This is a genomic window from Vibrio sp. vnigr-6D03 (assembly GCF_002835515.1).
Taxonomy (GTDB): domain Bacteria; phylum Pseudomonadota; class Gammaproteobacteria; order Enterobacterales; family Vibrionaceae; genus Vibrio; species Vibrio penaeicida.
Genome location: NZ_PIZL01000001.1, coordinates 611,643 through 628,566 on the forward strand (window position 1 = coordinate 611,643; position 16,924 = coordinate 628,566).

Annotated in this window: 15 protein-coding genes; 10 read left to right on the forward strand and 5 right to left on the reverse strand. The window is 45.0% G+C overall.

Annotated features, from left to right (window positions below; all coding sequences use genetic code 11):
- Positions 1–75 precede the first annotated feature (75 nt).
- Positions 76–726 (reverse strand): glutaredoxin 2, encoded by a 651-nt coding sequence (gene grxB, locus CW749_RS02680; RefSeq protein WP_101110368.1) that lies wholly within the window; start codon positions 724–726, stop codon positions 76–78.
- Positions 727–1,061: 335 nt separating this feature from the next.
- On the opposite strand from grxB, the gene CW749_RS02685 reads away from it, so the two are divergent.
- Positions 1,062–2,825, forward strand: coding sequence for a YwqJ-related putative deaminase (locus tag CW749_RS02685; protein ID WP_101110369.1), 1,764 nt, complete (start codon positions 1,062–1,064; stop codon positions 2,823–2,825).
- An 18-nt stretch (positions 2,826–2,843) separates the two neighbouring features.
- Positions 2,844–3,239, forward strand: a complete 396-nt coding sequence (locus CW749_RS02690) for a hypothetical protein (RefSeq protein WP_180958307.1) — start codon at positions 2,844–2,846, stop codon at positions 3,237–3,239.
- On the opposite strand, the gene nfi is transcribed toward CW749_RS02690, so the two are convergent.
- Positions 3,225–3,899, reverse strand: coding sequence for a deoxyribonuclease V (gene nfi, locus CW749_RS02695; protein ID WP_101110372.1), 675 nt, complete (start codon positions 3,897–3,899; stop codon positions 3,225–3,227). The two genes, CW749_RS02690 and nfi, sit on opposite strands and share 15 nt — an antisense overlap.
- A 228-nt stretch (positions 3,900–4,127) precedes the next feature.
- Here nfi and CW749_RS02700 point away from each other — a divergent pair, with 228 nt between their 5' ends.
- Positions 4,128–4,658, forward strand: coding sequence for a YbhB/YbcL family Raf kinase inhibitor-like protein (locus CW749_RS02700; protein WP_101110374.1), 531 nt, complete (start codon positions 4,128–4,130; stop codon positions 4,656–4,658).
- A 34-nt stretch (positions 4,659–4,692) separates the two neighbouring features.
- Positions 4,693–5,463, forward strand: a complete 771-nt coding sequence (locus CW749_RS02705) for an AraC family transcriptional regulator (RefSeq protein ID WP_101110376.1) — start codon at positions 4,693–4,695, stop codon at positions 5,461–5,463.
- Positions 5,464–5,548: 85 nt separating this feature from the next.
- On the opposite strand, the gene CW749_RS02710 is transcribed toward CW749_RS02705, so the two are convergent.
- The gene (locus tag CW749_RS02710) at positions 5,549–7,291 is read right to left on the reverse strand and encodes a hypothetical protein (RefSeq protein WP_101110378.1); all 1,743 of its coding nucleotides are present in this window, start codon (positions 7,289–7,291) and stop codon (positions 5,549–5,551) included.
- The gene (locus tag CW749_RS02715; protein ID WP_101110380.1) at positions 7,284–8,282 is read right to left on the reverse strand and encodes an AAA family ATPase; all 999 of its coding nucleotides are present in this window, start codon (positions 8,280–8,282) and stop codon (positions 7,284–7,286) included. Before CW749_RS02715 ends, CW749_RS02710 begins: the two co-directional genes overlap by 8 nt.
- Before the next feature lie 231 nt (positions 8,283–8,513).
- Here CW749_RS02715 and xsc point away from each other — a divergent pair, with 231 nt between their 5' ends.
- The 6 genes from xsc to CW749_RS02745 all read left to right on the forward strand — a co-directional run bounded on the left by xsc (position 8,514) and on the right by CW749_RS02745 (position 15,668).
- Complete coding sequence (xsc, locus tag CW749_RS02720) at positions 8,514–10,322, forward strand: sulfoacetaldehyde acetyltransferase (RefSeq protein WP_101110382.1); 1,809 nt, start codon at positions 8,514–8,516, stop codon at positions 10,320–10,322.
- Positions 10,323–10,560: 238 nt separating this feature from the next.
- A complete protein-coding gene (locus CW749_RS02725; RefSeq protein WP_101110384.1) occupies positions 10,561–10,968 on the forward strand; it encodes a nuclear transport factor 2 family protein in 408 nt (135 codons plus the stop codon).
- A gap of 30 nt (positions 10,969–10,998) precedes the next feature.
- The gene (locus tag CW749_RS02730) at positions 10,999–12,441 is read left to right on the forward strand and encodes an FAD-binding oxidoreductase (protein WP_101110608.1); all 1,443 of its coding nucleotides are present in this window, start codon (positions 10,999–11,001) and stop codon (positions 12,439–12,441) included.
- 152 nt (positions 12,442–12,593) lie between these two features.
- The gene (locus CW749_RS02735) at positions 12,594–13,592 is read left to right on the forward strand and encodes a TRAP transporter substrate-binding protein (protein WP_101110386.1); all 999 of its coding nucleotides are present in this window, start codon (positions 12,594–12,596) and stop codon (positions 13,590–13,592) included.
- A 145-nt stretch (positions 13,593–13,737) separates the two neighbouring features.
- Complete coding sequence (locus CW749_RS02740) at positions 13,738–14,310, forward strand: TRAP transporter small permease (RefSeq protein ID WP_101110388.1); 573 nt, start codon at positions 13,738–13,740, stop codon at positions 14,308–14,310.
- Between the two features lie 14 nt (positions 14,311–14,324).
- Entirely contained in the window at positions 14,325–15,668 is a 1,344-nt protein-coding gene (locus CW749_RS02745; protein WP_101110395.1) for a TRAP transporter large permease, read from the forward strand.
- Positions 15,669–15,799: 131 nt separating this feature from the next.
- On the opposite strand, the gene CW749_RS02750 is transcribed toward CW749_RS02745, so the two are convergent.
- Positions 15,800–16,762 carry a WYL domain-containing protein gene (locus CW749_RS02750; RefSeq protein WP_101110396.1) on the reverse strand — a complete coding sequence of 321 codons (963 nt, stop codon included), beginning with the start codon at positions 16,760–16,762 and terminating at the stop codon, positions 15,800–15,802.
- Between the last annotated feature and the right edge of the window lie 162 nt (positions 16,763–16,924).

Genomic DNA, 16,924 nt, shown 5'->3' on the forward strand with positions numbered 1-16,924 from the left:
AACAAAAATCCCGATCAATTCGGGATTTTTCGTTATATATCGACATAGTCTCTAAATGCGAAGTTTAGAGGCTAACTACACGGCGACTGAATCGAACAAACGGATCTTAGTAAGCGCAGTGACTTCATCTATGTATTGTCGAACACGCTGAGAGAACTGAATACCTTTCACAACCGTTAGATTACGTAGATGCGGATATAAGTTCACATCGTCGTAACTGATGGTATTACCTCGCTCTGAAGGCAATGTCAGCCAATCCAGCTTTTCAAGCAACGCATTCATTTTTGGTAAGTATTCATCAGACTGAGAGAAGGCTTCTTCAAAACTCATCCCTATCATGGCGGATTTGTTTTTGGTAAACCACGCATTAGCTGCTTCACTGCCGTACTCTGGCAACTCAATCATCAACCAGCGCGGGTAAAGCAAAGGTCCACTAAACTCAAACGATTGCGCTAATATCTCACTAATTCTGTCACCAAATTTACCTTCGGTAATCACTGGAGCACCATCTGACGCATCCAAATATTTCGCGATATCCAAACTTTCTGCCATATAGCTACCATCAGGCTTTTGAAGGATCGGCACCATATTCGCACCCACTTTTTCAATACGGGCATCAACGTCGTCGTTTTGCAAAAACACTTCTTCAACGTCAAGACCTTTCAAGCCAGCGACCATCATTGCTTTAATGCAATACGGGCAATGTTCAAATACAAACAGCTTCATTTCTTCTCCTTAAGAGGCTGGTTTTCACAGCCAGTTTACCAAACCAAAGCAATTTCTCTAGTTCACCAATTTCGTTTTTTGTTGAAATAAAAAACTCAATACCGACAAAAAATTTGCTGGAAGGCAATTCACACTCTCAATGTCATGAACAATCAAACTCAAACATCAATTCAGTATTTAAGGTACGCACCACCGAGCCTTATTGATACCCAAGCTAATATGGTTGATTTTATAAAATGAACTTTGGAGTAGTTTAATTTATTTATTTTTGAGTTCAAAACATCAAGCCTCCGAATGTTCAGAGTGATTAAATCAAAAAAATTAGGTGACAAGAAATGAGAGATATCAAGTTTAAACAAGCCCTGTTATGCGCTGCCGTAAGCAGCAGCTTAATGGCATTCGCTCCTCTTTCGACTGCCGAAAGTCTCGCAATAACTAATACCGACATCAACCTTGAGCTCGCTAATGGCGCAGAAAGAGCTTCACGCGAGAAACGTGCCGCGATTGGAGCACTTTGGACAATAGGTCGTGCAATTCGACCATTAACAACTTTAGTCCGCCCTCTGTCATGGCATCGGTCAACACGTGTAGTCAATGTCGCTCGCAGAAAGCTTGCGAGCAGAAATATCACATTGCCAAGAGGGGCAACAGTTGCTACCGCTGCACAAGCGATAGGAACGGATGCCGCCGTACTCTTTGCTGAGACCGAAGCTGCGGCTATTGCAGTAGTACATAACCCAGGAGGCATTGCTTTACTAGAAGCAGCCGATGCTACTATTTTCACTCAGCTTCCAGAAATTACAGCTATTGAAGAAGGCGCGGCCTCTGAAGAAATCCTGCACGCTATCAATATTCCTATTGTAGAAACAATGGCGCTTGTAGAGGGAAGTGAACTCTACCCAATTGCAGAAAATGCCGGCGAAGCGATGAAACAAGTCTTTGCATCTTGGGAGGCTGAGTTTAACTCAGCGCTCCAGCAAGAAATTCAAAGTGGAAGCGGGTACGTTGGTTGGTCAAACATTAACGCAGGCTTCAACCCTGCTGGTGTTGTAGGCAATGAAGTTAGAGCACTAACTGGTCGTTGGGCAACTAATTTCGAACTTGGCGAATACAACGCCATTACTAAAAAAGTTGACCTTAGGATCAGAATTCGCGGTGGGATCGATACCGAAGTCCAAAAGGGTGCAAGATTCGCAGAGTCAAGGCATATACTTAACGTTGCCAAGAGGCTTCATCGCACAAACGTCTTCAACATCGAGAACTTCAACGAAGTAGCCACTGCCGCCACTCAAGCAGGTCAGTATTCGGGTGAATTAGAGTTGCTTGCTGATGCACAGCATGGAGCGATCACTAGGGGCTTTACTGAAGAGGCTGGAGCAATCATTGAACATGATGGGCGTCGTTTTATCGTCACAGATCAAGAGTACAAAGGATTTAAGAGACTTGCGGATGTGAATGGTAACCGTGTTCGCTCTAACCTCATACGTCGAGATCACGTATTCCTAGCGGAACATAATGAGCAAGCTATTCCTGTATTCCAAGAAAACGGAGGAAACGGGGTATACAGACTGTTTGACAATGCAAAAACACAACCAGAAATGCTGGGCCGAAATGGAAAGGTATTTAGTGCCATTGGTGAGCCTAAACCGCAACCCAACCTTACCTTTACCTCAGAGCAAGCTAACAACCTTAAGAGCATCGCCAGAAGCCATTTAAAGCAACTAAAAGAGGTTGATAAACTTGGGAAAAGAAAAATTGGTCCGGTAGTATCTGTCGCACAAGATCTCGAATCAGGTACGATATCCAAACCTTATATTAATAACTTTGAAGGCACTCAACCTTCAAACTTACACAACATTTTGGATAGAAGATTCAACATTCCTGATGCAGATCTTGAAGAGTACGCTTTCTCAAAAGGAAAAGGCTCTCATGCTGAGGTCTACGCTGTTAATGATCTTCTCAATCAAAGACCAAGTGCGACTCTAGATGACTTCGCTGTATTTACAATGGAAACACAAAAGAAAGGTTTTGTTGGGGAAATAAAACCGCCGTGTATACACTGTAAGTGGATTCTAGGTGATGTACAGTACGTAGATTAAAATAGGGGCTCGATGATTATGCGTGTAACCGAAGAAGAGTTAGAATTCGAAGATGATGCTCTTATTTACAATGGTGGTTTGTTCACTGGCGTTGTTTTTTCAACCTACTCAAATGGCACTCTAAGAGAAGAACATTCCTATGTGAATGGCTTCCTTGAGGGAAAGTGTAAAGAATGGCATGAAAATGGTCAGCTTTCGAAAGAGTGGACGCAATGTTCCGGTAACAACTCTATGCTGATCTCACAGTGGTATGAAAATAGTACCTGTAAATCTCGGGGAACCTACGAGCATGGTGTCGAGCTCAACTATATCGAGTGGGACAAAAATGGACATTTGATTGAAGAAAGGGAACTAGAGGTCGGGTCTAACTTGCACCAATATCTAGAAAAAATGCGAAAGCTATCTGCTAGATAATACCTTATTCACCAACTGGTCGGCTTGTCGAGTTGTCTCGGGAAGCCGATATTTTGGACATAACTTCAAAACCCAGTCACAAGCTGAACTCAGTGATATTCTATGCCCTACAGAAACATAAATAGGGTTAATATGATCTTGGGTTCGAAGAACATTCCCAATAATCTCTTGCTTATCAGTCAAACAAGTCTTTTCACCTCGGTGTATTCCAACCTCTTCGTGAGTACCAATTAAGCGTGTTTTTCCACACCCAATCGATGGTTTGTTAAAAATAACACCCAAATGACACGCCAATCCGAATCGACGTGGATGAGCGTAGCCCTGACCATCACATACAATTAGATCTGGCTGAATATTGAGTTTTTCAAAAGCTTCAATCAGTGGTGGGATCTCTCTAAAAGAAAACAATCCTGGTATATACGGAAATTGCTCCGAGCCTTCGGAAATTGAACTTTCTACCACTTCTAAAGTTTTGCTATCCAAAATAACGACGGCAGCAACGAGCATGTCGTCTTTTTTAGAATAGGCGACATCGACCCCAGCGATAAATCGAATCTCTTTATAATCATCCGTATGTGTTACTTTCCCAGAAAGTTCTTTTTGCAGACTTAGGGCTTCAGCTTCACTGATATCCCACTCGTGAATAATAGCTGGTTTCATGAATCTCACTTTGACGGTTCAATAGTTTTCGGCAGGTTATCCGATAAATAGAGCCCAATAAAGATTTTTATTCAATACGCGTGAACCTTATTCCCAAATAGCATAACCTCTCAAAACAACCTTATTCATTAAAAATTTGAGCCGTTATGTTCATTGCGGTACTCTCAATCCACGTAAAGTTTTCCTTAGACAATATGAGTCAATCGACCCTAAACAAGGAGAACACTAATGAAAACTCAATATCTTGCCCTTTTGCTTGCAGCTGCTTCATTTAATAGCGCAGCGTTTACACTGAGCAGCAGTGACATTCAGGAAGGAAGTCGAATGGATAAAGCTTTCGAATTCAAAGGCTTTGGCTGTGAAGGCGATAACCTTTCTCCGGCATTGAGCTGGAAAGACGCCCCAAAAGGCACCAAGAGCTTTGCAATTACCGCCTATGACCCAGACGCACCTACAGGCAGCGGTTGGTGGCACTGGGTAGCGACAGACATTCCCGCTGAAGTGACAAGCATTAGGCGTGGTGCATCTACGCAGGGTAAATTTGCAGGAAAAGAACGTAAAAATGATTATGGTTCGATTGGGTTTGGCGGTGCTTGCCCCCCAGAAGGACATGGCATGCACAGATACCAATTCACTGTGTGGGCACTGCCAACAGAAAAACTTGCGGCACCAGACAATGCATCCAATGCCATTGTGGGTTATATGCTGAACAGTTCATCGCTTGGAAAAGCCACATTAACCGCCACTTACGTGCGTTAAGTAAACTGAATTACATGGTATGGAGCAAACTCAAATGACTCAATCTCTGGTACAAGCTGGGCATTTTCATGCAAAGAAATCTCAGCCACTCAGAAATGTGCTGATTTACGCACCAACGATCATTTGGGTTGCCCAAGGTGAAAAACGCCTTTGGTGGCATGAGGAAACGCTCCGCTATACGTCTTCAGATTGGCTGGTCACCCCTGCCAGCCAATACCTAACATTTGTTAATGAACCCACACATACTCCGTTTTATTCCAGAACACTTACTCTGCTAGATCCCCCTCCCGAGAGTTGGGTAAAGCAATCCAGTACCCAAACGAATGACGATACCCTACGCATAAAAACCACCCCACAACTTGAGTACTGCTTCAATACGTTATTTGAAATGACAGGCAAAAATTTAGCTGAAGACACACAACGGCAGTTTTTGTACGGCATGTATGCTGAACTCAAAAATACGGGCGAACTTCATAAGCTTTTTCCTGAACAGCCGAATCAGATTAAAGAAAAGCTGGCGCAATACCTAAGTAGTAACCCAGGGTTAGACTACAAGATAGAAACCGTAGCCGAGCATTTTTTTACCAGCCGAGCCACACTAAACCGAAAGCTTGCTGCAGAAAATACAACGTTTAGACAAGTCCTGACTAACGTAAGAATGGTTTACGCATTAGGTTTGATGCAAAAAACTCGCAGCCAGCTGTCTGTAGCCTTAGCTTGTGGTTATAAATCGGAAAGCCGTTTTTCTAGTCGCTTCAAACAGACTTTTGGGCTGACACCAAGGGAGTATTTGCAAACACTTTAATAGAGCAGAGTTCTTTATAGAGTGAAGGTTTAAAGAGCTGGCTATTTAAAGAACGAGCTTTCTAAAATATGAGTATCGTTCGAGGTCAGTGCGCTATTTTGTCGATCAAATTGAAGAGTGTCTGTGTGTTAGTGTCCTGATCTAGATCGACGGCTAAGTGGTGAGTGTAAAATGCACTCAAATCCAACCCTATCCCCATACCTGTGACTAACGTTCCCTCTTGTTCGCATTGCGCAATGGCGTATGAAAGATGGCGTGCGAGATAAGCATCATCGTTCGCCAATTGAGTTGCGGTATCCATAGGGCAGCCGTCGGATATTACCAATAGCGCCTTCTTCTGGCATTCGCTGTTTGATAATCTTTTCTGAGCCCAAAGTATGGCCTCTCCATCAATCCCTTCTTTAAACAAATCGTGCTTCATCATCGCGGCTATCTGTCGTTTCGATTTCACCCAATTGTCTGACGCGCTTTTAAAAATGAGGTGCCTCAGTTCATTGAGCCGCCCGGGTAACTTCGGCTTTCTCGCCTTGAACCAATCTTGCTGCGCTCGCCCCCCATTCCATGAACGCGTGGTAAACCCCAATACTTCCGTTTTTACCCCAGATGATTGCGCCGCCCTAACTAGGACATCAACCATCAGTGCGACAGAACGAATTGAATTGCGCATCGAGCCAGAACAATCAATGAGAATCGTCAGTTGCATGTCTGGCTTCAGCATTTGAGGGCGAGTATAAAATACACGCTTCTCGTTATGGCTCGTCACGATCTGACTAAGCCTGCGCCCGTCAATCAAACCCGATTCCTCACCAAACTGGTACTGGGGTTCGCATGGAGTGGAAAACCGCTCCTTCATTCTCTGCGCAACTTTACGAATGGACATTCCCGACTGCATCCACTGCTTATCAAGGTCTTCCCGAAACTCGGCAAGTAATGCCCCCCTGACCAACGAAGCGGCAAAACGTTCTTCATCATAGTCTGTGGTAAAAGCCTGATACCCTGAAGCTCTCCCTTCAACAGAAGTACCCTCCCCTGCTTGAGCGACAGGTAATTCACTCTCAATCACGCCATCATTTTCCACCAGTAAATCAAAGGCAATGCGATTACGAGTAGGCGGTTGATTGGCATCTTCATCCTCTAATGTGCTGTCTACTAAATTCGCAATCACTTGCGCAATATCATTCGCAAACTTAGCGTATTCAAGCTGACTATTTGCTGATCTTTTTAATTTGGAAAGCGGGGTTCCTATAAGAGGCGCTAACGCCATTCTTGTTGACTCTATCTGTTCTTCAATGATCTCGGGGATAGGTAAGGATTGAACTCGAGAACGCGCCATTTGCAATAACGTAAACAACAATATGCCCACTTGGCTTTCCAGTAGCCCTGCCTTTTCATATTGCCGAGACCAATGCTCAAAGTACGTCTCTATGTTAACGCTCATCCCCTCAAACTCTTTTGAAATCAACGATTCCGCTCGAAGCTGTTCTAGCGCATCAAATACCCAGCGAGCCATTTGGTGTGTTGGCCGGCTTGCTAAAAAATCAACTTGATTGGTGTTAGTGAGATGAGCAACCCATCCGTCGACTAAACCTCTTTGAGTTGCTCTTTCACCTTCCAACGCGTTTTCTTGTTCAAGGTACATGACGCTTCCAAAATCCCTCAACTGCAAATGAGGAGCAAGCGTCAACAACGGCTGCGAGCGTTGAAACAAACGATCCCCTTTCAGTTCAATATCGGAATACCCTGAAAGTGAGCGCAACGTCGCCAATAAGTGTTCTCGATTTTGTTGATTGCGTTGTTTTTGGCTAATCGCTTGTTTTCCGTTATTCATCGTTACGCATCGACCCTGGCGATTCTTGTTCGGGCAATTCTTGATTAAGCAGTTCCCGACCAAAGCAACGCTGATAGTATTCTTTCAAAAGGGCTTGTTCCGATTCCTCACATTTATTGAAAAACGTTAGTTTGAACGCCAACTCACAGTCCTTGAAAATTTCACAATTCTCCGCCCAAGTTATCACCGTACGAGGCGACATAAGACTGGAAAGATCCCCCGTTTCGAAACCCTGTCGCGTAAGATTGGCGAGCTGCACCATATGTTCCACGATGGTTTTTCCTTGAGGTGTGTTTTTTTCTGGTACGCGAGCCAACACAATTTGCGCTTCTTGTTCAGCAGGCAAATAATTGAGCGTTGCTGTTAAATTCCACCTATCGAGCTGCGCATGATTTAATACTTGGGTGCCGTGGTACAGACCGTTGACGTTTCCAAGCCCTACGGTATTTGCCGTCGCAAACAGTCGAAATTGCGGGTGTGGGGTAATGACACGGTTTTGCTCCATCAAGGCGAGCTTGCCCTCTTTTTCAAGCAGCCGCTGAATAACAAACATTATGTCTGGTCGCCCTGCGTCGTATTCATCCAGTATTAGAGCCATGGGTTTTTGAACCGCCCAAGGCAAAATGCCTTCTTGAAACTCCGTCACCTGTTTACCGTCTTTCAATACAATGGCGTCTTTACCGACTAAATCGAGACGGCTGAGGTGTCCGTCTAAATTTATTCGCATACAAGGCCAGTTCAATCGTGCCGCAACCTGTTCTATATGAGTCGACTTCCCTGTGCCATGCCGACCTTGAATCAGCGTACGACGGTTGTGAGTAAACCCTGCGAGTATCGCTAACGTCACCTCAGGGTTAAATTGGTACGCCATATCAATGTCAGGCACATCCTGCGTGGGATGTGGGTATCCCATCACGTCCATATCCACATCAATCCCAAACGTATCCCTAACAGAGTAGCGGGTGGTGACTCGCTCTGTTCTCATATCCATCACGCAATCCTTTTCATTCACTTGTTTCTATTCTTTCGCAGCGCTCACAAGTTGAACACCATTCTTTCTCGTTTTTGATAGATAAATATCATTTTATGGAACAAATCATTCCATTTTAAATATTTCTATTGACGTTCAAAAATTGCACATCTAGAGTAATGTTAAATTTCAGTTAACGAAATGTATTGTTCCAATTTTTGAAATTCATTCTATTTCGTCAAGGAGACAGCGATGAGCGAAAACACAAGAAACGTGGTTGAAGGAAAAACGCGTATGACGCCTTCAGAGGCGTTTGTAGAAACATTGGTAGCAAACAATGTACAAGACATGTTTGGCATTATGGGATCCGCTTTTATGGATGCCATGGATATTTTTGCCCCTGCTGGCATTCGTTTAATCCCAGTCGTTCACGAACAAGGTGCGGCACACATGGCCGATGGCTACTCACGTGTTTCTGGCGAACATGGTGTGGTGATAGGACAAAATGGACCGGGTATCAGTAACTGTGTTACCGCCGTTGCCGCCGCCTATTGGGCGCACAGCCCAGTGGTGATTGTGACACCAGAAACCGGCACTACTACCATGGGACTAGGTGGTTTCCAGGAATGTAACCAGCTTCCTATGTTCCAAGAATTTACTAAATACCAAGGGCATGTAACCCACCCTTCGCGCATGGCGGAATACACCGGTCGCTGTTTTGATCGCGCAATGAGTGAGATGGGTCCGACTCAACTCAACATCCCACGCGATTATTTTTATGGCGATATTCAATGTGAAATCCCGAAACCCGCTCGTCTCGATAGAGGTGCAGGTGGCGAACAAAGCTTAAATGATGCAGCAGACATCTTAGCTCAAGCCAAATTCCCAGTGATCATTTCCGGTGGTGGTGTCGTTATGGGCGATGCTATTGAAGAGTGTAAAGCACTGGCAGAACGCTTAGGTGCGGCGGTCGTGAACAGCTACTTGCACAACGATTCGTTCCCTGCCAGCCATGAACTATGGTGTGGTCCGCTAGGCTATCAAGGGTCTAAAGCCGCGATGAAGCTGATCTCTCAAGCAGATGTCGTGATTGCGCTTGGCTCACGTCTTGGTCCGTTCGGTACTCTGCCACAACATGGCATGGATTACTGGCCAACCAACGCCAAGATCATTCAGATCGATGCCGACAACAAAATGTTGGGATTAGTTAAGAAAATCTCTGTGGGTATTTGTGGTGATGCAAAAGCCGCTGCTGTCGCCCTGACCCAACGTTTAGAAGGTCGCACGTTAACTTGTGATGCAAACAAACAAGAACGCTTCGAGAAAATTCAGGCTGAGAAAACAGCGTGGGAACAAGAACTGGACGATTGGACGCACGAAAAAGACCAATTCAGCCTAGACATGATCGAAGAAAACGCGCAAGAAACGCCTTTCTCTGGTGGCGAATACCTTCACCCAAGACAAGTTCTGCGCGAGCTTGAAAAAGCCATGCCAGAAGATGTCATGGTGTCGACCGACATCGGTAACATCAACTCCATTGCCAACAGCTACCTTCGCTTTGAAAAACCACGTAGCTTCTTTGCGGCCATGAGTTTTGGTAACTGTGGTTATGCGTTCCCAACCATCATTGGGGCTAAAGTGGCAGCACCTCATCGCCCAGCGATCTCTTACGCCGGTGATGGAGCTTGGGGCATGAGCTTAGTCGAGACCATGACTTGCGTACGCCACAATATTCCTGTGACTGCCGTGGTTTTCCATAATCGCCAATGGGGTGCTGAGAAGAAAAACCAAGTGGATTTCTACAACCGTCGTTTCGTTGCTGGCGAACTGGATAACCAAAGTTTTGCAGAGATTGCTCGCTCAATGGGTGCAGAAGGGATCACCGTCGATAAATTGGAAGATGTCGGTCCAACGTTGCAAAAAGCCATCGATATGCAGATGAACGAAGGCAAGACAACCATTATCGAAATCATGTGTACACGTGAATTAGGCGACCCATTCCGCCGCGATGCACTGTCTACCCCTGTACGCCACTTAGATAAATACAAAGACTACGTCTAAAGGCCGCTGGCTGGTGTCACCAATTCATTTCTCAGTTTATGGATTGGCGACGCCCGTCACGTTGTAAAAAACTTGTTAATTATTGGTATCTATATCTCAATATGGAACGTTATGTATCGCATATTGAAATGATAAGACTGTAATCTAGCAAAACAAACAGCTGTTGAATCTGAATTCATACCCTGATCTTTCTCTCATCGATTCATGTTTGTTCTGCCCACTTTTTAAGGAACAGAAAATGAACACTAGCAATCAAGATCAAATAACAATCCAAACTCTTCAAGGTTTTAGCGATGCTTGGAATGCCCACGACATTGACGCTTTACTAAGTTTCGTGACGGACGATTGCGTGTTCCACACCGCGGCAGGTGCCGAGCTACAGGGGAACACCTTCTCAGGGAAAGAAGTACTTCGCGACGCTTTCGCAGTGGTATGGAAAAACTTCCCAGACGTTCAATGGAAAGATCCGGTTCACTTTGTCTCTGGCGATCGCGCTGTTACTGAATCCACGTTTTGCGCAACCACACCCCATGGTGACCGAATTGAGGCGCGTATGGTGGATGTGTTTACGGTAAAAGATGGAAAAATTCAGGTTAAGAACGCTTTCCGTAAAGATCGTCCCGTCGTCAGTGGCGACGTCAAATAGTATCCGGAGGCAGACATGAACTCAGATTCCATGAATCCGCACGTATTGAATGGCGCTGCGTCTGTGCCTTCTGAAAAAGAGCAGAGCCGGCAAGCCTACGACCCTAGCTACGATCCACTCACACGACAAAATCCTGGTACTGGCCAAGCCTACGCGCCTACTTACTGGATTGGAACAGCGGGCGAACCGCCTCAAGACGATGGCCCAATTCTGTCGGATACTGATGCGGATGTCGTGATTATTGGATCAGGCTATACAGGGCTAACCGCAGCCATTTATCTTGCGGAACACTATGGAATCAGAGCCACAGTCTTAGAAGCCAACCGAGCCAGTTGGGGGTGCAGCACACGCAACGGTGGGCAAGCACAATGTGCCAGTGGCCGTTTAAAGCGCTCCCAATGGATTGAGCGTTGGGGGTTAGAAACCGCACTAAAAATGCACCGCGAATGCCTTGATGGTATGGAAACCTTCAAAGATCTTATTCAAGACATCGATTGTGAGCCTCAACCTGGCGGTCATCTCTATATTGCGCATCGCAGTAAGGTCATGCCGACACTAGAAAAAGAAGCTAAGTTGCTTCGCGATACCTTTAATTACGACGCACAAGTTCTTGATGCTGCCACGGTAAAGCGCGACTTTGTTGACGATAAAGAAGCGGCTGGTGCTATGCACGAACCAGAAGGTATTGGTATTCATGCAGGAAAATTAGCGTTCGGTTATTTGGAAAAAGCACTGCGTCTAGGCGTGAAAGTACACACCAGTAGCCCTGTGATCGGGTGGACATCGGAAGGTGACGTCCATTACATCAAAACACCGGGTGGCATTGTAAAAACCCAAGCCGTTGGCGTTGCGACAGGTGGATATACATCACAAGGGTTGCATCCAGAACTCAAAAACCGCCTGCTGCCTATTCTCTCTAACTCCATCGTGACTCGCCCGCTCACCGATGCAGAAATCGATGAATGCAATTTCAAAACTAAACAAGTCTTAACGGATACACGTGTTTTACGTCATTACTATCGCCTGCTCCCAGACAACCGAGTACAAATTGGCTCGCGCAGTGCGATAACCGGCAAGTCCGCACCAGAAGAAAAGTACAAGCAATTTCTTGTTAACGATTTACACCGTAAATTCCCCGCTTTAACAGGGATAGAGGTCGATTATTCATGGTGGGGTTGGGTTGATGTTAGCCACGACATGATGCCTAGGATTTACCAGCCGAACCATAAAGAATCGATTTATTACGCACTGGGCTATGGCGGTAATGGCGTGATGTACTCCGCGCAAGCAGGTAAGCGACTCGCCCAATGGATCGCAGGAGAAGGACAAAACCTCGACCTCCCTATTTTTCAATCCAAATTGCCGTTCCCAAACCTTCGGGAAGTGGTGGAATCGGAGGCATTTGCTCCGTTTCGCCGCATGGGGCAACGGTTCTTGTACAAGTGGTATCACCTAAAAGACGAAGTGCTGTAACTCGCTCTTCTTTGGCGATTCACTGCAAACCTATTTATTCACTACGCATTTTCTTAAGGAGAACAACACGCACGTTTAATCGGGGCGTCTTGCGGAAACATCTTCATCCAGCAACGGACGCATAACAGGCACAAGGAAGAAAGGTTAAAACAATGATACTTACCAAATCGAAATTCATTTCATGGAGCGCTTTGATTGCCGTCGCAATCGCGGCTCCCGTCACTTCTGCCAAGACCTTTAAAATGGCACTGGGTGATGCAGCTGGTGGTACACAATGGGAATTAGGCACCAAATTTAGCGAACTGATGGAAAAGAAAACCAATGGCAGTGTGAAATTGGATTTGTTTCCTAATGGTCAGCTTGGCAACGAGCAAGATACCGTCAATAACGCAGCCATCGGCTTGCTCGATTTTTCCGTACTCGCGATCAATAACGTGACCCCCTTTTCTCCGTCGGTGGGTTTGCTCACCATGCCGTATCTGATTCAAAGTGCGGAAGAAGCTAAAAAACTGACTCAAGGCGCTGTTGGAGATGAGTTAGTGAAAAACACCATTCGCGACGCAAACGTTCGAATTGTGGGTTGGGCGTATTCAGGATTTCGTGTTCTGACCAACTCCAAGCGCCCAGTGAAAACACTGGCAGACCTGAAGGGGTTGGTGATCCGAGTCCCGAAGAACGACATCATGATTTCGGCTTATCAAGCGTGGGGAATTAACCCAACGCCTATGGCCTGGTCGGAAACCTTCACCGGATTACAGCAAGGCGTGGTCGATGGTCAAGACAACCCTTATATCACTGTCCACGCAATGAAATTCAATGAAGTTCAGAAGTACGTCACCAACATTCGCTACATCTTTTCGATCGAGCCGCTGATTGTCAGTGAGTCGATATTCCAAGAGCAGTCCAAAGACATACAAGAAGCGATACTTGCGGCAGGTAAAGAAGCAACCGAACACAGCTATCAATTCTTACTGGAGTCGGAAGACCGAATCCGCAAAGACTTAGTCGCTAAAGGTATGGTAATTACAGAGCCAGCCGACGGCGAAAAAGAATGGATGAATAAGGTGACTGAAAAAGTATGGCCAAAGTTTTATTCCAGCATTGGCGGCAAAGAAAAACTGGATGACACATTGAAATCTCTCGGTCGTTAATTCATTAATCAGCGCCAATTTAGAGCGCATATAACGATAAAAACGCCTTACACAGAATACGTCTATTTAGAACGTTATTCGTCCCTACACAATGGCATCTAACCCTATTCGTTGGATGCCATTCTAGCTCGCAGAGACTCGTGTCATGAAGTCATTGAGAAAACATCTAAACAATATTGAAGAATACACATGCTGCCTTTTACTGGCTTCGTTTGTGATTCTTCTCTTTTCGCAAATTGTATTGCGGCAGACTTTCCAATATTCCATACCTTGGGGTGATGAAGTGGCCACATACATGTTCGTTTGGTTTGCTTATTTGGGCGCCGTTGTTGCAGCGAAGATGTCGGCACATAACCGTGTGAGTTTCCATTTCCGGTTCTTCCCGCCGATAGTCAAAACCGTTTGTGAAACCATTGCCGACCTTATCTGGGTAGCGTTCAATCTTTATTTTGTATACCTGAGTTACGACTTTGTTTTCAACAAAATGAACCTGTTTTGGAAGTCTCAAACCACAGGGATTCCAATGAAGTATTTCTATCTAATTTTGCCCATCGCTTTCTTCTTAATGTCGGTTCGCATTCTATGGAATAACTACGAAAAACTGGTGCTTGGCATTGAAGCAACAGACCCAGAAAGCGAAGAGATTCAAAAACAATCGTTAAAAAACGATTTTCTTAAAAACAAATTTTCGAAAAACAAAGCCTTCAAGGCTGAGTAAATGGAGCCCTAAGCATGGAAGCCTATTTAACTCTGATTCTATTTGGCGGCTTTTTAGTGCTGCTGATATTGGGAGCCCCAATTACCGTCTCGTTGGCGGGCGCCTCTATGGCGGCTTACCTACTACTTGATAAAAACCCGATTGCGTTAGTGCAAATCGCTTTTACCTCGGTTGGGAATTTCCCCCTAATGGCGCTGCCAGCGTTTGTTTTAGCTGGGGCATTAATGGAAGCGGCAGGCATCTCTAAACGGCTAGTCGATATAGCAGAAAATTTAGCTGGACCTGTAACGGGTGGTTTAGGTATGGCAACCGTGGTGGCCTGCCTGTTTTTTGGCGCGATCTCCGGTTCAGGTCCGGCTACCACTGCCGCGGTTGGTATGCTCATGATCCCAGCCATGGTGAAGCGAGACTATGAAAAAAGCTACGCCTCCGCCGTCACTGCTGCCTCTGGTGGGCTTGGGATCATCATTCCGCCGTCTATCCCACTTGTGATTTTTGGTATCTCTTCCATGGGGTTAATGCCACCACCCGAAGCGATTGCCGAGCACGGTACTTTTTCAACGGTTTCCATTCCTAAGCTCTTTGTCGCAGGTGTGATCCCTGGTTTGATTATGGCGCTGTCGCTCATGGCAACTAATTATGTTATTGCCAAAAAACGAGGCTACAAGGGGCTGAAAGAAGACTGGGACTCGAGAGAAATCAGAACAGCGGCAAGGCATGGTATTTGGTCCATTCTGGCACCTTTTCTTATTCTTGGTGGTATCTACAGCGGTATCTTCACACCGACCGAATCGGCCGTGGTGGCGATTTTTTACTCTCTGTTTGTTGGGTTGTTTCTACACCGAGAACTCACCTTTCAAAGCATCATCAAATCGCTTTCTACCACAACGTGGATAACAGGTCGTGTCTTGTTGATTCTGTTTGCGGCAACAGTATTTGGTCGCCTTCTGGTTGAACAAAAAATTCCAGTAGTCGTCGCTGATTCTCTGCTTAGCCTAACCGACAACATGTATCTGGTATGGGCGCTAACCATCAGCTTACTCATCTTCATTGGTATGTTCATGGAAACCTTAGCTGCCATCATGATCATTGTGCCGGTGCTGCTGCCGATCATGTACATGCTGGGTGCCGATCCAACTCACGTCGGCATTGTAGTCGTGTGTGTATTGTCGATTGGTTTTGCCACCCCGCCCCTTGGGGAAAACATCTTTGTCGCATCAGGGATTGGTGGATCAACGGTTGAACAGATAACAGCGAGAATTCATCCGTTTGTGATTACCTCGGTGATCGCGGTATTCATCATCGCCTTCTTCCCGAGTTTGTCACTGTATTTGCCTAAGTTAGTTGGGTTTCCATAAACCGCAATGCAAAACAACAGTATATTTTTTGAGTGAAAGGATAGCGCAGGTGAAAATAGACCTTTGCTACTAAACTTGTGCTTCCACACTCATAATCATGTTTAGAGTAAATGGATTATACCGCTATTTTCTTAGGTGTTGCCTTTTGAGCCTTCGATCAAGTCTCGGTAGTATCGGACGGTGTCTACATTGGTTAGTCTGAAATTGTAGTAACGTTTTCGGCAACCTGTTTCGTCGGCTATTTTATTTTCCGCTTCTATTTGCTCTAGCGGCTTGGTGTCGATAAACCATTTCTTCACTAAAATCCAAATGAAGGTTTGTCGAGTAGGAATGATGGTGCGTTCGTCATTGTCTCCCATGCCAAAGTTGGTTCTTACTTTATTCTTCTCTTTTTCATCTAAATTCGGGTGCAACTCTAGCTCTAAAGGCACCTGCGTCGTCCAGCTTCTATCTTGTTCTAAAACCTCATTCTGTTTTTGTTCCAGCGATTTAATGCCAAAGCACTCTTCTGTATTTCGGCAACGAGAAAAGTGAAAATTTTTGAAGTAAGTATTTTTATCGCAATCTCGATCATAGCCACGAAACATCCAGTTAGATCCATCATATATAATGGTTAACGGCAAAATGGTACGTGTACTTCTGTTGTCACTATTTTCAGACAGATAGGTACATTGAATAGCGTATTTACCATCAATTGCTCTTGCTATTTTAGCAATACAATTCGTATCTAATTGGTTTGGTATTTGCCCAATTTTTTCGAAAGCGAGTATGGTTCTTGGTGTGCTATACAATTTATTTTTATTAAAGCCATTAGCGAGCATCCCTAAAGCCGTTTCTGCATCAATATCGAACAATGGTCTAAATGTAGAACGAACGATTGTATTCAGTCGGGTCCTCGGATCATATTCAATATTTTCTGGACAAAGTTCTATGTATATTGAAATCACTTTAGAAGCTGCCGCAGTGCCTACATTAAACATTTCTCCAATCTCAGAGCGTTTTATGGTCCCTGTGTAACGAAGCTTGAAATCGATAAAAGCCAGTCTGTCTGCTAGGTTGGGATAAGCCAACTGCAAATCTTCAAAATTCTTCATAGCAAAGCCTCAATATTTCCCTTGTTAATAAGATAGCATGAACAACAAAGAGCGAACCATATGAAACCGAACAATAACTTCAAAAAAGCCAACAAAAGACCTCAAACACTAAAAAGTGCGATCTTTTTTGGTACGCACTATTGATTTATCATACTATTCCGT

Bases quoted from the DNA above. Each gene is read 5' to 3' on its own strand.
- grxB (WP_101110368.1), bottom strand. From the start codon at position 726: ATGAAGCTGTTTGTATTTGAACATTGCCCGTATTGCATTAAAGCAATG.
- CW749_RS02685 (WP_101110369.1), top strand. From the start codon at position 1,062: ATGAGAGATATCAAGTTTAAACAAGCCCTGTTATGCGCTGCCGTAAGC.
- CW749_RS02690 (WP_180958307.1), top strand. From the start codon at position 2,844: ATGCGTGTAACCGAAGAAGAGTTAGAATTCGAAGATGATGCTCTTATT.
- nfi (WP_101110372.1), bottom strand. From the start codon at position 3,899: ATGAAACCAGCTATTATTCACGAGTGGGATATCAGTGAAGCTGAAGCC.
- CW749_RS02700 (WP_101110374.1), top strand. From the start codon at position 4,128: ATGAAAACTCAATATCTTGCCCTTTTGCTTGCAGCTGCTTCATTTAAT.
- CW749_RS02705 (WP_101110376.1), top strand. From the start codon at position 4,693: ATGACTCAATCTCTGGTACAAGCTGGGCATTTTCATGCAAAGAAATCT.
- CW749_RS02710 (WP_101110378.1), bottom strand. From the start codon at position 7,291: ATGAATAACGGAAAACAAGCGATTAGCCAAAAACAACGCAATCAACAA.
- CW749_RS02715 (WP_101110380.1), bottom strand. From the start codon at position 8,282: ATGGATATGAGAACAGAGCGAGTCACCACCCGCTACTCTGTTAGGGAT.
- xsc (WP_101110382.1), top strand. From the start codon at position 8,514: ATGAGCGAAAACACAAGAAACGTGGTTGAAGGAAAAACGCGTATGACG.
- CW749_RS02725 (WP_101110384.1), top strand. From the start codon at position 10,561: ATGAACACTAGCAATCAAGATCAAATAACAATCCAAACTCTTCAAGGT.
- CW749_RS02730 (WP_101110608.1), top strand. From the start codon at position 10,999: ATGAATCCGCACGTATTGAATGGCGCTGCGTCTGTGCCTTCTGAAAAA.
- CW749_RS02735 (WP_101110386.1), top strand. From the start codon at position 12,594: ATGATACTTACCAAATCGAAATTCATTTCATGGAGCGCTTTGATTGCC.
- CW749_RS02740 (WP_101110388.1), top strand. From the start codon at position 13,738: ATGAAGTCATTGAGAAAACATCTAAACAATATTGAAGAATACACATGC.
- CW749_RS02745 (WP_101110395.1), top strand. From the start codon at position 14,325: ATGGAAGCCTATTTAACTCTGATTCTATTTGGCGGCTTTTTAGTGCTG.
- CW749_RS02750 (WP_101110396.1), bottom strand. From the start codon at position 16,762: ATGAAGAATTTTGAAGATTTGCAGTTGGCTTATCCCAACCTAGCAGAC.